At 53.7% G+C, this 13,977-nt stretch carries 11 protein-coding genes and 2 tRNA genes; 1 reads left to right on the top strand and 12 read right to left on the bottom strand.

The genetic code is table 11. The features are described from left to right. Positions 1-10: 10 nt before the first annotated feature. The 8 genes from pnp to C6A40_RS15940 form a co-directional block, all read right to left on the bottom strand. On the bottom strand, positions 11-2,149 hold the full coding sequence (gene pnp / locus C6A40_RS15975; protein ID WP_114191313.1) for a polyribonucleotide nucleotidyltransferase: 2,139 nt from the start codon (positions 2,147-2,149) through the stop codon (positions 11-13). Positions 2,150-2,391: 242 nt separating this feature from the next. Further along, entirely contained in the window at positions 2,392-2,661 is a 270-nt protein-coding gene (gene rpsO / locus C6A40_RS15970; RefSeq protein ID WP_003861789.1) for a 30S ribosomal protein S15, read from the bottom strand. A 154-nt stretch (positions 2,662-2,815) separates the two neighbouring features. After that, entirely contained in the window at positions 2,816-3,766 is a 951-nt protein-coding gene (gene truB, locus C6A40_RS15965) for a tRNA pseudouridine(55) synthase TruB (protein WP_045334585.1), read from the bottom strand. Next, positions 3,766-4,170: a 30S ribosome-binding factor RbfA gene (gene rbfA / locus C6A40_RS15960; RefSeq protein WP_003024988.1), complete on the bottom strand. Its 405-nt coding sequence runs from the start codon at positions 4,168-4,170 to the stop codon at positions 3,766-3,768. The genes truB and rbfA overlap by 1 nt, the downstream gene beginning before the upstream one ends. Positions 4,171-4,259: 89 nt before the next feature. Then, entirely contained in the window at positions 4,260-6,947 is a 2,688-nt protein-coding gene (gene infB, locus C6A40_RS15955; RefSeq protein ID WP_008501472.1) for a translation initiation factor IF-2, read from the bottom strand. Positions 6,948-6,971: 24 nt separating this feature from the next. Further along, positions 6,972-8,474, bottom strand: coding sequence for a transcription termination factor NusA (gene nusA, locus C6A40_RS15950; protein WP_003861798.1), 1,503 nt, complete (start codon positions 8,472-8,474; stop codon positions 6,972-6,974). A 28-nt stretch (positions 8,475-8,502) separates the two neighbouring features. After that, positions 8,503-8,955, bottom strand: coding sequence for a ribosome maturation factor RimP (rimP, locus tag C6A40_RS15945; RefSeq protein ID WP_014833432.1), 453 nt, complete (start codon positions 8,953-8,955; stop codon positions 8,503-8,505). Between the two features lie 207 nt (positions 8,956-9,162). Continuing rightward, a tRNA-Met gene (locus C6A40_RS15940) sits at positions 9,163-9,239 on the bottom strand. A gap of 287 nt (positions 9,240-9,526) precedes the next feature. Between C6A40_RS15940 and argG the strand changes: the two genes are divergently transcribed. Then, positions 9,527-10,873, top strand: a complete 1,347-nt coding sequence (gene argG / locus C6A40_RS15935) for an argininosuccinate synthase (RefSeq protein ID WP_023294661.1) — start codon at positions 9,527-9,529, stop codon at positions 10,871-10,873. A 179-nt stretch (positions 10,874-11,052) separates the two neighbouring features. Here argG and C6A40_RS15930 read toward each other — a convergent pair. From C6A40_RS15930 to folP, 4 genes are all read right to left on the bottom strand, one after another. Continuing rightward, positions 11,053-11,139 (bottom strand) — tRNA-Leu (locus C6A40_RS15930). Positions 11,140-11,148: 9 nt separating this feature from the next. Beyond that, on the bottom strand, positions 11,149-11,481 hold the full coding sequence (gene secG / locus C6A40_RS15925) for a preprotein translocase subunit SecG (protein ID WP_021242256.1): 333 nt from the start codon (positions 11,479-11,481) through the stop codon (positions 11,149-11,151). Between the two features lie 223 nt (positions 11,482-11,704). Further along, complete coding sequence (glmM, locus tag C6A40_RS15920; RefSeq protein ID WP_021242257.1) at positions 11,705-13,042, bottom strand: phosphoglucosamine mutase; 1,338 nt, start codon at positions 13,040-13,042, stop codon at positions 11,705-11,707. Then, positions 13,035-13,883: a dihydropteroate synthase gene (gene folP, locus C6A40_RS15915; protein ID WP_008501468.1), complete on the bottom strand. Its 849-nt coding sequence runs from the start codon at positions 13,881-13,883 to the stop codon at positions 13,035-13,037. The genes glmM and folP overlap by 8 nt, the downstream gene beginning before the upstream one ends. Positions 13,884-13,977 lie beyond the last annotated feature (94 nt).

Here is a 13,977-nt window from a genome sequence, read left to right as displayed (position 1 = left end):
AAATGGCAACTTACTCGCCTTGCTGTTCTGCTGCCTGTGCTTCTGGCGCAGCAGCTGGCTGAGACTGCTCGGTTGCTTCTTTAATGCTCAGACGGATACGGCCCTGGCGATCGACTTCCAGAACTTTAACCGGCACTTCCTGACCCATCTGCAGGTAATCGGTCACTTTCTCAACGCGCTTGTCAGCGATCTGAGAGATGTGAACCAGACCTTCTTTACCGCCGCCGATGGCAACGAACGCGCCAAAGTCAACGATACGGGTCACTTTACCTGCATAGACGCGACCCACTTCGATTTCTGCAGTGATTTCTTCGATGCGACGGATCGCGAATTTCGCTTTCTCGCCGTCGGTTGCTGCGATCTTCACGGTACCGTCATCTTCGATTTCGATGGTGGTGCCGGTCTCTTCGGTCAGTGCACGGATAACGGAACCGCCCTTACCGATAACATCTTTGATCTTGTCTGGATTGATCTTGATGGTGTGAATACGCGGTGCGAATTCAGAGATATCACCGCGTGGCGCGTTGATAGCCTGTTCCATCACGCCCAGGATGTGCAGACGTGCACCCTTAGCCTGGTTCAGCGCAACCTGCATGATCTCTTTGGTGATACCTTCAATTTTGATATCCATCTGCAGCGCAGAGATACCGTCGCGGGAACCCGCTACTTTGAAGTCCATATCGCCCAGGTGGTCTTCGTCGCCCAGAATGTCAGACAGAACAACATAGTTGTCGCCTTCTTTCACCAGGCCCATTGCGATACCCGCAACGGCGGCTTTGATTGGCACGCCTGCATCCATCAGCGCCAGAGAGGCACCACACACGGAAGCCATGGAAGAGGAACCGTTGGATTCGGTGATTTCAGACACTACACGTACGGTGTACGGGAATTTGTCTGCTTCTGGCATCACTGCCAGCACGCCGCGCTTCGCCAGACGACCGTGACCAATTTCACGACGCTTCGGTGAGCCAACCATGCCGGTTTCACCTACGGAGTACGGAGGGAAGTTGTAGTGGAACAGGAAGCTGTCAGTGCGCTCGCCCATCAGTTCGTCGATGATCTGCGCGTCACGGGCTGTACCCAGGGTCGCGGTAACCAGCGCCTGCGTTTCACCACGGGTGAACAGCGCAGAACCGTGAGTACGTGGCAGTACGCCAGTACGCACGTCCAGACCACGGATCATGTCTTTTTCACGGCCATCGATACGCGGCTCGCCTGCCAGAACGCGGCTACGAACAACGTTTTTCTCGATAGCGTGCAGGATTTCGCCAATTTCGTTAGCGTCTAGCGTTTCGTCTTCGGCAACCAGGGTCGCGGTTACTTCAGATTTGATCACATCTACCTGAGCGTAACGCTCCTGTTTGTCGGTGATGCGGTATGCATCGCTCAGACGAGATTCTGCCAGAGCTGCAACGCGTGCATTCAGCGCATCGTTAGCTGCTTCAGGCTGCCAGTCCCAACATGGTTTACCGGCTTCTTTCACCAGGTCGTTGATGTTCTGGATAACAACCTGCTGCTGGTCATGGCCGAAGACCACAGCGCCCAGCATCTGGTCTTCGCTCAGCAGTTCAGCTTCGGATTCAACCATCAGCACAGCGGCTTCGGTACCCGCAACCACCAGGTCCAGCTTACTTTCTTTCAGCTCTTCCTGAGTTGGGTTCAGCACGTACTGGTCGTTGATGTAACCGACGCGCGCGGCACCGATTGGGCCATTGAATGGAATACCAGACAGTGACAGGGCAGCGGACGCACCGATCATCGCCACGATGTCCGGGTTAACCTGTGGGTTAACGGAAACAACGGTCGCGATAACCTGCACTTCGTTGACGAAGCCTTCCGGGAACAGCGGGCGAACCGGGCGGTCAATCAGACGCGCGATTAGGGTTTCGCCTTCGCTTGGACGGCCTTCACGACGGAAGAAACCACCCGGGATTTTACCGGCAGCGTAGGTACGCTCCTGGTAGTTAACGGTCAGCGGGAAGAAGTCCTGACCTGGTTTAGCTTTTTTCTGGCCCACAACGGTAACGAATACCGCGGTGTCATCCATGCTTACCATAACGGCAGCAGTCGCCTGACGTGCCATCATGCCGGTTTCCAGCGTGACGGTATGTTGACCATACTGGAATTTACGAACGATCGGATTCAGCAAAGTTCTGTCCTTTCTTAAATGTTTGACAGCACACCACCGGTGTGCTGTCGATTTGACCCGACCTTCTTCGCATCCTCGCGACTAATGACAACCAACACCCCCCTGGGTGAAGCCTCTCATTAGCCGCGCGAACCTCTGCAATGAAGATCATTTATAGCAACAATACAATAGTTTCCAGTGAATTGCTGCCGTCTGCTTGAAAAAAGGGGCCATCAGGCCCCCTTTTCTGAAACTCGCAAGACTTAGCGACGCAGACCCAGACGCTCGATCAGCGCGGTGTAGCGTGCAACATCTTTACGTTTCAGGTAGTCGAGCAGTTTACGACGCTGAGAAACCATACGCAGCAGACCACGACGGCTGTGGTGATCTTTTTTGTGCTCTGCAAAGTGACCCTGCAGGTGGTTAATCTGTGCAGTCAGCAGTGCAACCTGAACTTCGGTAGAACCGCTGTCGTTAGTACCACGACCAAACTCAGAAACGATTTTAGCTTTAGCTTCAACGCTTAGAGACATTTTCAAACTCCAAAGTATAAAGAATGTAAGGATGCCGATCTCTAATTCAGCAATCCCATGTACGCCCCGCAGATTGTTAAACAATTTACCAGGCGTTAAGCGGCGATATTCTACTCGTCTCCCCTGCTTATCGCAAGGTGAGCCGTTATCACCGTCACGCGTCGACCGGATATTCGACGACCAGACGACGCGGCGCAACGCGCCCTTCGCCATCCATTTCGCCCATCCCGATGAATTTCCCTTCGTCACCTTCGGTCACGCGTACCAGGCCTTCCAGCGGCGCATCTGACGTACGAACCGGGTTGCCGTTCTTAAAGTAAACGGACGATGTTAAAGGAAGATTAACAACCGGGAAGTCCGCAGCCGGACTGTCCATCGGCATCAGCAGTGGGTCGAGCAGCTCTGCCGGCGCGATCCCCTGGGATTCCGCCTGTTCAACCAGCTCGCGCAGATGTTCCAGGGTCACCATTCGCTCCACCGGATACTTGCTCACCGCAAGGCGACGCAGGTAAATCACATGCGCGCCGCAGCCCAGCTTTTCACCGAGGTCATCAATGATGGTGCGAATATAGGTCCCTTTCGAGCAGTGCACTTCCAGCTCCAGCTCATCGCCTTCGTGGCGAATAAAGAGCAGCTCATACACGGTAATCGGACGGGCTTCACGCGGGACCTCAATGCCCTGGCGCGCATATTCGTAGAGTTTTTTCCCCTGATACTTCAGCGCCGAATACATCGACGGTACCTGCATCGTATCCCCACGGAAGCTCTCCAGCGCCGCATCAAGCTGCTCCGCGCTGAACGTCACCGGACGCTCCTCCACGACCTGACCATCCGCGTCGGAGGTATCCGTGCGCTGGCCCAGCTTAGCGATGACGCGGTAACGCTTATCGGAGTCGAGCAGGTACTGGGAAAATTTTGTCGCCTCTCCCAGGCAGATCGGCAGCATGCCGGTTGCCAGCGGATCGAGCGCGCCGGTGTGGCCCGCTCGGTTGGCGTTAAAAATACGCTTCACTTTTTGCAGCACGTCGTTGCTGGAAGCGCCCTGGGGTTTATCCAGCAGCAGCACACCATGCACGTCGCGACCACGACGACGAGGACGACTCATCAGTCCTCCTTGCTGTCGTCCGCCGGGTTAACACGACGCTCATCGTCATGTTTAACCACGCTGGTCACCAGGTTGGACATACGCATACCTTCGACCAGCGAGTTGTCGTAGAAGAAGGTCAGTTCAGGCACGATACGCAGGCGCATCGCTTTGCCGAGCAGAGAGCGGATGAAACCAGAGGCTTCCTGCAGCGCTTTAATGCCGTTCTTCACTGCGGCTTCGTCCTGATCGTTCAGGAAGGTGACGAACACTTTTGCGTAGGCCAAATCGCGGGACATTTCCACACCGGAAACAGTGGTCATCATGCCGACGCGCGGGTCTTTGATTTCACGTTGCAGAATGAGTGCGATCTCTTTCTGCATTTCCTGCGCTACGCGCTGAGGGCGACCAAATTCTTTCGCCATAATAAATTCTCCAGACAAAAAAGGGGCTAAAGCCCCTTTTTGAAATTATTGCCGGGTGGCGCGAGGCGATCCCGGCTTACAATCGGAAATTAAGCGATGGTACGCTGAATTTCGATGATCTCGAACACTTCGATCATATCGCCAACGCGAACGTCGTTGTAGTTCTTCACGCCGATACCACATTCCATGCCGTTACGGACTTCGTTAACGTCATCTTTGAAGCGGCGCAGGGATTCCAGCTCGCCTTCATAGATAACCACGTTGTCACGCAGTACGCGGATTGGGTTGTGACGCTTGATGTTACCTTCGGTAACCATACAGCCCGCGATCGCACCGAATTTCGGTGATTTGAACACGTCACGTACTTCAGCCAGACCGATGATCTGCTGTTTCAGCTCAGGAGACAGCATACCGCTCATCGCTGCTTTCACTTCGTCGATCAGGTTATAGATGACGGAGTAGTAACGCAGATCCAGGCTTTCGGATTCAATGACTTTACGCGCAGAGGCATCCGCACGAACGTTGAAGCCAACCAGGATAGCGTTGGAGGCAGCAGCCAGGGTCGCGTCGGTTTCGGTGATACCACCTACGCCAGAACCGATGATCTTCACTTTCACTTCGTCGGTAGACAGTTTCAGCAAGGAGTCGGAGATCGCTTCCACAGAACCCTGAACGTCGGCTTTCAGAACGATGTTCACTTCGTGAACTTCGCCATCGGTCATGTTGGCAAACATGTTCTCGAGTTTAGATTTCTGCTGACGAGCCAGTTTAACTTCACGGAATTTGCCCTGACGATACAGTGCCACTTCACGCGCTTTCTTCTCGTCACGCACAACGGTCACTTCGTCACCAGCAGCCGGAACGCCGGACAGACCCAGGATTTCCACTGGAATGGACGGACCTGCTTCCAGCACTTCCTGACCCAGTTCGTTACGCATCGCACGAACGCGACCGTATTCGAAACCGCACAGAACGATATCACCTTTATGCAGTGTACCTTCACGAACCAGAACGGTAGCAACAGGGCCACGTCCTTTATCCAGGAAGGATTCGATAACCGCACCGCTCGCCATACCGTTACGGATGGCTTTCAGCTCCAGAACTTCGGCCTGCAGCAGGATCGCGTCCAGCAGTTCGTCGATACCGGTACCCGCTTTCGCAGACACGTGTACGAACTGGCTTTCGCCGCCCCACTCTTCCGGCAGGATACCGTACTGGGAAAGTTCGTTTTTAACACGATCGGGATCCGCTTCTGGCTTATCGATCTTATTCACTGCAACCACAACCGGCACACCCGCTGCTTTCGCGTGCTGGATAGCTTCGATGGTCTGCGGCATGACGCCGTCGTCTGCAGCAACAACCAGAACAACGATATCCGTCGCCTGAGCACCACGAGCACGCATGGAGGTAAACGCGGCGTGGCCTGGGGTATCCAGGAAGGTGATCATACCGTTGTCAGTTTCTACGTGGTATGCACCGATGTGCTGGGTAATACCACCCGCTTCGCCAGAGGCAACCTTGGTAGAGCGAATGTAGTCAAGCAGCGAGGTTTTACCGTGGTCAACGTGACCCATAATGGTCACTACCGGTGCGCGCGGTTCTGCCGCAGCACCTGTGTCACGGTCGCTCATTACTGCTTCTTCCAGCTCGTTTTCACGACGCAGGATAACTTTGTGGCCCATCTCTTCCGCAACCAGCTGCGCAGTTTCCTGATCGATCACCTGGTTGATGGTTGCCATCGCGCCCAGCTTCATCATTGCTTTGATGACCTGAGAGCCTTTAACCGCCATCTTGTTCGCCAGTTCGCCAACGGTAATGGTTTCGCCGATCACAACGTCACGGTTAACGGCCTGAGCAGGCTTCTGGAAGCCCTGCTGCAGAGCGGAACCTTTACGCTTGCCGCCTTTACCACCGCGAACAGCCGCACGTGCTTCTTCACGGTCAGCTTTGGATTCCGCGTGCTTGTTACCTTTTTTCGCCGGACGCGCTGCTTTTGCATTACGACCACGGCCACGGCCGCCTTCTACTTCACGGTCGTTATCATCTTCAGCCTGACGTGCGTGCTGAGAAGTGGTCACGTGATAGTCGCTGGTGTCTTCAGACTGCTCAGCGGTATCAACACCGTTCTTCTCATTTTCTTCTGCCATGCGACGCGCTTCTTCGGCGACGCGGCGAGCTTCTTCTTCCAGCTTACGGCGGGCTTCTTCTTCCGCTTTACGCTTCAGCTCGGCAGCTTCATTTTCACGGCGGGCTTTTTCAGCCTGGGCGGTTTTGGTCATTTCGTCTGTCTGTTGATTGCTCACTTTGTCTTTTTCCGCAGCGTCACGCTTCACTTTATCACTTGCGTCGCGTTTCGCTTTTTCTGCGGCCTCACGTTCAGCTTTTAATTCTGCTTCACGTTTGGCGGCTGCTTCCGCCTCACGCTGAGCTTGTTCTTCCGCTTCACGCTGTGCCTGCTCTTCCGCGGCAAGGCGTTCTGCCTCTTGCGGATCACGTTTTACAAAGGTGCGCGTCTTGCGGACTTCAATTTGTACCGATTTGCTTTTGCCACCGGTACCAGGGATGTTTAACGTGCTACGCGTTTTGCGCTGCAGCGTTAACTTGTCAGGCGTAGAGCCGTGTTCACGGTTCAGGTGCGTTAACAAGGTTTGTTTTTCTTGCGCGGTCACCGAGTCATCAGCGGACTTCGGGATCCCTGCATCAGCAAATTGCTGTACCAGGCGGTCCACGGAGGTCTGAATCTCAGCAGCCAGCGATTTTACAGTTACATCAGTCATGCTGTTCCTTCCTGCTACAGTTTATTACGCTTCGTCGCCGAACCAGCAAATATTACGTGCGGCCATGATGAGCTCGCCGGCTTTCTCGTCGGTTAAACCTTCGATATCAGCCAGGTCATCAACGCCTTGCTCAGCGAGATCTTCCAGCGTACAAACACCACGGGCAGCCAGCTTGAACGCAATCGCACGATCAAGACCTTCCAGATTCAGCAGGTCATCAGCCGGCTTCTTATCGCCAAGGCTTTCTTCCTGAGCCAGTGCCAGGGTGGTCAGTGCGTTTTTAGCGCGTTCACGCAGGGCTTCAACGGTTGGTTCATCCAGACCGTCAATTTCCAGCAGCTCTTTCATTGGCACATAGGCCAGTTCTTCCAGCGTAGAGAAACCTTCTTCAACCAGAACAGTGGCGAAATCTTCGTCAATATCCAGGTATTTGGTGAAGGTATCGATCGCCGCATGGGCTTCAGCCTGATGCTTAGCCTGCAGGTCATCAACGGTCATGACGTTGAGTTCCCAGCCGCTCAGCTGTGACGCCAGGCGTACGTTCTGACCGTTACGGCCGATTGCCTGCGCCAGGTTGCCCGCTTCAACAGCGATATCCATGGTGTGTTTGTCTTCGTCAACAACGATAGACGCCACATCAGCCGGAGCCATTGCGTTGATCACGAACTGCGCCGGGTTGTCATCCCACAGAACGATATCAATACGTTCGCCGCCCAGCTCAGTAGAAACTGCCTGGACACGCGCACCGCGCATACCGACGCAAGCACCGACCGGGTCGATACGCTTGTCGTTGGTTTTCACCGCAATTTTCGCACGGGAGCCCGGATCGCGAGCCGCCGCTTTAATTTCGATAACTTCTTCACCGATTTCCGGTACTTCGATACGGAACAGTTCTACCAGCATTTCTGGTTTAGAACGGGTCACGAACAGCTGCGCACCGCGAGCTTCTGGACGCACAGCGTACAGAACACCACGAATACGGTCGCCCGGACGGAAGTTTTCACGCGGCAGCATATCTTCACGCAGGATCACGGCTTCAGCGTTACCCGGCAACCCTTCGGATTTGATCTCCAGGGAGATGTTGTCGCGGTTCACTTTCTTCACCACGCCAGTGATGATTTCGCCTTCCTGATCGCGGAACTGATCGACAACCAGCGCGCGCTCGGCTTCGCGCACTTTCTGCACGATAACCTGTTTAGCGGTCTGGGTAGTGATACGGTCGAAGGTCACAGACTCAATCTGATCTTCAACGTAGTCACCCACGTTCAGACTTTCGTCTTCAAAACGGGCGGCTTCCAGCGTGATCTCTTTAGTCGGCTGGGTCACTTCTTCAACGATTACCCAACGACGGAATGTATCGAAGTCACCGCTTTTACGATCGATTTCTACGCGAACATCGATCTCTTGTTCGTATTTTTTCTTGGTTGCTGTAGCCAGTGCACTTTCCAGCGCTTCAAAAATCTTCTCACGCGGCAGTGATTTCTCGTTGGAGACGGCTTCAACAACAGCCAAAATTTCTTTGTTCATCGCGGGCTTTTCACCTCAATCCAGACTGTTAAAAGTGGGGAACCAGGTTCGCCTTCTGGATATTACTCAGCGCGAACACTTCATCTTTGCCTTCGACTGTCACCGTGATCATTTCACCATCAACGGCTTTGATAATTCCCTGCCATTTACGGCGGTTCTGTACGGCCATACGCAGAACGAGAGCCACTTCTTCACCGGTAAAGCGCACATAGTGCTCGGCCGTGAACATCGGGCGATCGAGGCCAGGTGAGGAAACTTCCAGGTTGTACGCAACGGTAATTGGGTCTTCAACATCAAGAACCGCACTCACCTGGTGGCTGACATCAGCACAATCATCAACATTGATGCCATCTTCACTATCAATATAGATGCGCAGCGTCGATGTACGGCCGCGAACGAATTCGATGCCGACCAGTTCGTAGCCCAGTGCTTCGACCGGTGCAGTAATCATCTCTGTTAATTTTTGCTCTAATGTGGACAAGCCCACCCCCAAGACATAAAAAAAGGGCGTAAAGCCCAGTTATTCTGTAGTCAGATAACAAAAAACCCCGATAAATCGGGGCTTTAGATAACTGAACCCTATAGCCACAACTGTGGCCTGGAGCACTCTCCGAAAGAATTTTTTCAAATCCAGCTACGAAGGCTCTAAGTCTTCACAGTATATTTGAAAAAGAACTTTATGGGAAAGTGGTTGCGGGGGCCGGATTTGAACCGACGACCTTCGGGTTATGAGCCCGACGAGCTACCAGGCTGCTCCACCCCGCGCCTGAAACGTGGCAAATTCTACGCGTTTTGGACAGAATTTGCAAATAATGCTGGGATTTGGTACCGAAGACGGGACGTAAAATCGGCGTTTAGTATATTGATAGTTGACCCCACCTGTCAAGGCGACTTCCGCCAGATCGATCAGACCAAAATTTTTACAAAAAACGCACGAGTCTCTTCCGGTCTTCGCCAAAAGATGATTAAATGAATACTCACTTATTTTGCATAAAAATGCACAAGAGAGCGAAAGCGGTCTCTAATCAGTCAATCAAGCAGGGTTTTATTCTATGACGACGATTCTCAAGCATCTTCCGGTAGGACAACGTATTGGCATCGCTTTCTCAGGTGGCCTGGATACCAGCGCTGCACTGCTGTGGATGCGCCAGAAGGGAGCGGTTCCGTATGCCTATACTGCGAACCTGGGTCAGCCGGATGAGGACGACTATGATGCCATTCCTCGTCGCGCGAAAGAGTATGGTGCAGAGAACGCGCGCCTGATTGACTGCCGTAAGCAACTGGTCGCGGAAGGTATCGCGGCGATTCAGTGTGGTGCATTCCATAACACCACCGGCGGCCTGACCTATTTCAACACCACTCCGCTGGGCCGTGCGGTCACCGGTACCATGCTGGTTGCCGCCATGAAAGAAGACGGCGTCAACATCTGGGGTGATGGCAGCACCTATAAAGGAAACGATATTGAACGTTTCTATCGTTATGGCCTGCTGACCAACGCCGAATTGCAGATCTACAAACCGTGGCTGGATACCGACTTCATCGACGAGCTGGGTGGTCGTCATGAGATGTCCGAGTTTATGATCGCCTGCGGCTTTGACTATAAGATGTCCGTCGAGAAAGCCTACTCCACCGACTCCAACATGCTGGGTGCGACGCACGAAGCGAAAGACCTGGAATTCCTGAACTCCAGCGTGAAGATCGTTAACCCAATCATGGGCGTGAAGTTCTGGGATGAGAACGTGAAGATCCCGGCAGAAGAAGTGACCGTGCGTTTCGAACGTGGTCATCCGGTTGCGCTGAACGGCAAAACCTTCTCTGATGACGTTGAGCTGATGCTGGAAGCTAACCGTATTGGTGGTCGTCACGGCCTGGGCATGAGCGATCAGATTGAAAACCGTATCATCGAAGCGAAAAGCCGTGGCATCTATGAAGCTCCGGGAATGGCGCTGCTGCATATTGCTTACGAGCGTCTGCTGACTGGTATTCACAACGAAGACACCATTGAGCAGTATCACTCTCATGGCCGTCAGCTGGGCAAACTGCTGTATCAGGGCCGCTGGTTCGATCCGCAGGCGCTGATGCTGCGTGATGCGCTTCAGCGTTGGGTGGCGAGTGCAATTACCGGTGAAGTGACCCTGGAACTGCGTCGCGGTAACGACTACTCCATCCTGAACACCGTGTCTGATAACCTGACCTATAAAGCAGAGCGTCTGACCATGGAGAAAGGTGAGTCAGTGTTTTCACCGGACGATCGTATTGGCCAGCTGACCATGCGTAACCTGGACATCACCGATACCCGTGAGAAGCTGTTCAACTATGTTGAGAATGGCCTGCTCTCTGCGAATTCAGGTAACGGCCTGCCGCAGGTTGAAAACCTTGAACACAGCGATAAGAAATAATCGATAATGAAACATGCAAAAGGCGCCCAATGGGCGCCTTTTTGTTCGGCTTTTGTAGGGCGGGTAAGCGCAGCGCCACCCGCCATTTTGCCCGGTGGCGCTGCGCTTACCGGGCCTACGAACGGCAAAAGCTACAGACGAAAAAAAAGACGTCTTTCGACGTCTTTCTTCTGGAATATTGGTACCGAGGATGGGACTCGAACCCACAAGCCCGTTAGGGCACTACCACCTCAAGGTAGCGTGTCTACCAATTCCACCACCTCGGTACGGAATACTTACTGCGGGATATCGCTGGTTGGCTTAGCCGGTGCAGCTGGCTGAGTTTGCTCAGTTTTTGCTGGCGCGCTCAGGTTTTCCCACTCGCTTCCTTTGCTGGTCTTGTTGCTGTTGATATTGCCAAGCACCAGACTGATGATGAAGAACAGCGTCGCCAGAATCGCCGTCGTGCGGGTCATGAAGTTCGCAGAACCACTTGAACCGAACAGCGTACCGGAAGCGCCTGCTCCGAAGGAGGCTCCCATATCAGCGCCTTTACCTTGCTGCAGCATAATCAGCGCTACGAGAGCGATGGCTACAATAAGGAAAACAACTAAAAGAGCTTCGTACATAATCAACCTGTTCCTTGCGGATTTGCCGCATACCAATGCTTCGACCAATTAGCAGGATTTCTGTTTCCCACTGAAGCGGGTGTGAATACTAACCAAAGCGAATCACCTTCGCAAGGGCATTTTCGACGCATTGTATCAACTGCGGAAAAAAACAGCAAAAAGCCATTAATTGCTTAAAACAAAGGCGGCAAACGCCGCCTTTTTAAACATTTAGCGTGCAAGATTATGCAGCTTTAACAGCATCCGCAATACGGTGCGCAAATTCGGTTACCTGCGCTTCGTCTTCGCCTTCCACCATCACGCGGATCAGCGGTTCAGTACCAGACTTACGCAGCAGCACGCGTCCACGGCTGCCCAGGGCCGCTTCAACGTCAGCCATCACCGCTTTCACGTTCTCATTTTCCAGCGGATCGCCTTTGCCGGCAGTGAAACGTACGTTTACGAGGATCTGTGGGAACATTTTCATGCCGCTGCACAGATCGTGCAGGCTCATATGGTTGCGCGCCATGGCGGCAACCACCTGCAACGCGGCCACAATACCGTCACCGGTGGTGGTTTTGTCGAGCAGGATCACGTGACCTGAATTTTCAGCGCCGATACGCCAGCCCTTCTCCTGCAATTTTTCCAACACATAGCGGTCACCCACTTTCGCGCGAACGAACGGAATACCGAGCTGTTTCAGCGCCAGTTCCAGGCCCATGTTACTCATCAGCGTCCCGACCGCACCGCCGCGCAGCTGACCCTGACGCAGACCTTCACGCGCAATAATGTAGAGGATCTGGTCGCCGTCGACCTTGTTACCTTCGTGATCAACCATGATCACGCGGTCACCGTCGCCGTCCAGCGCAATGCCCAGATCGGCTTTTTCTGCCAGAACGCGCGCCTGCAGGGCACGAACGTCCGTCGCACCGACCTGCTCGTTGATGTTCAGACCATCCGGCTCACAGCCAATGGCGATCACTTTCGCACCGAGCTCGCGGAAGACATTCGGGGCAATGTGGTAGGTCGCGCCATTTGCGCAGTCCACCACAATTTTGAGGTGCGCCAGGCTCAGCTCATTCGGGAAGGTGCCTTTACAGAATTCGATATAGCGACCCGCCGCATCAACGATACGGTTCGCTTTACCCAGCTCTGCGGAATCAACACAGGTGATCTCTTTTTCCATTTCAGCTTCAATGGCTTCTTCCACCTCATCCGGCAGCTTGGTGCCATCAATAGAGAAGAATTTAATGCCGTTGTCGTAGAACGGGTTGTGAGAGGCCGAGATGACAATCCCCGCTTCCGCACGGAAGGTGCGCGTCAGATACGCGACCGCAGGCGTTGGCATTGGGCCTGTAAAAGAGGCGGACAGTCCAGCCGCCGCCAGCCCCGCTTCCAGCGCGGATTCCAGCATATAGCCGGAAATACGGGTGTCTTTACCGATGATAATTTTACGTGAGCCATGACGCGCCAGAACCTTGCCGGCAGCCCAGCCGAGCTTCAGGACAAAATCAGGGGTGATGGGAGCATCGCCTACGCGCCCACGGATACCGTCGGTACCAAAATATTTACGATTACTCATAGCGTTTGTTTTCCTTCGCTGCCAGTGTGGCTTCCACCACACGCATGGCTTCTACTGTTTCTTTGACGTCATGGACACGAATGATGTGCGCACCCTGCATCGCCGCAATCACCGCGCAGGCCAGGCTGCCGCTCAGGCGTTCGCTCGGGCCTACATTCAGCAACTGGCCAATCATCGACTTTCTCGACATCCCCACCAGCAGCGGCAGGCCAAAGTGATGAAATTCCGATAAGCGCGCAAGCAGCGCATAGTTGTGTGAGAGATTTTTACCGAAACCGAACCCCGGGTCGAGCAGCAATTTCTCTTTTGGGATACCGGCACGTTCACAACGTTCGATATGCTCAATAAAGAAGCGATTTACGTCGGCAAAGACATCGTCATACTTCGGCGCGTCCTGCATGGTTTTCGGTTGCCCCTGCATATGCATCAGGCAAACCGGCAGCCCGGTTTCCGCAGCCGCCTCAATCGCTCCCGGCTCGGTAAGTGAACGAATATCATTGATAATGTGAGCGCCCACTTTCGCCACTTCTCGGATCACTTCCGGTTTGGAGGTATCTACTGAGATCCACACTTCAAACCGCTGTGCGATTGCTTCAACGACCGGCACCACGCGCGCCAGCTCTTCTTCCACAGACACGTCCGCCGCACCGGGACGCGTCGATTCGCCGCCAACGTCAATGATGGTGGCACCTGCATTAATCATTAAATTCGCATGCTTAACCGCCTCGATAAGCGTGTTATGCGTGCCGCCGTCAGAGAAGGAGTCAGGGGTAACATTCAGGATCCCCATCACATGGGGATGTGAAAGATCGAGATGCGAGTCCTGAGCGAATAATTTCATGGCGAAATCCCTGATATCTAAATGGTTAAACAGAAATGAAAAACCCCGGAGCAAGCTCCAGGGTTTGAGGTACAAACAAACGCTTCAACAGCAG

The organism is Enterobacter sp. GER_MD16_1505_Eko_090 (genome assembly GCF_003331015.1).
Lineage (GTDB): Bacteria > Pseudomonadota > Gammaproteobacteria > Enterobacterales > Enterobacteriaceae > Enterobacter > Enterobacter roggenkampii.
The sequence above is the reverse complement of the archived record's forward strand: the minus strand, read 5'-3'. Positions and strand labels throughout refer to the sequence as shown.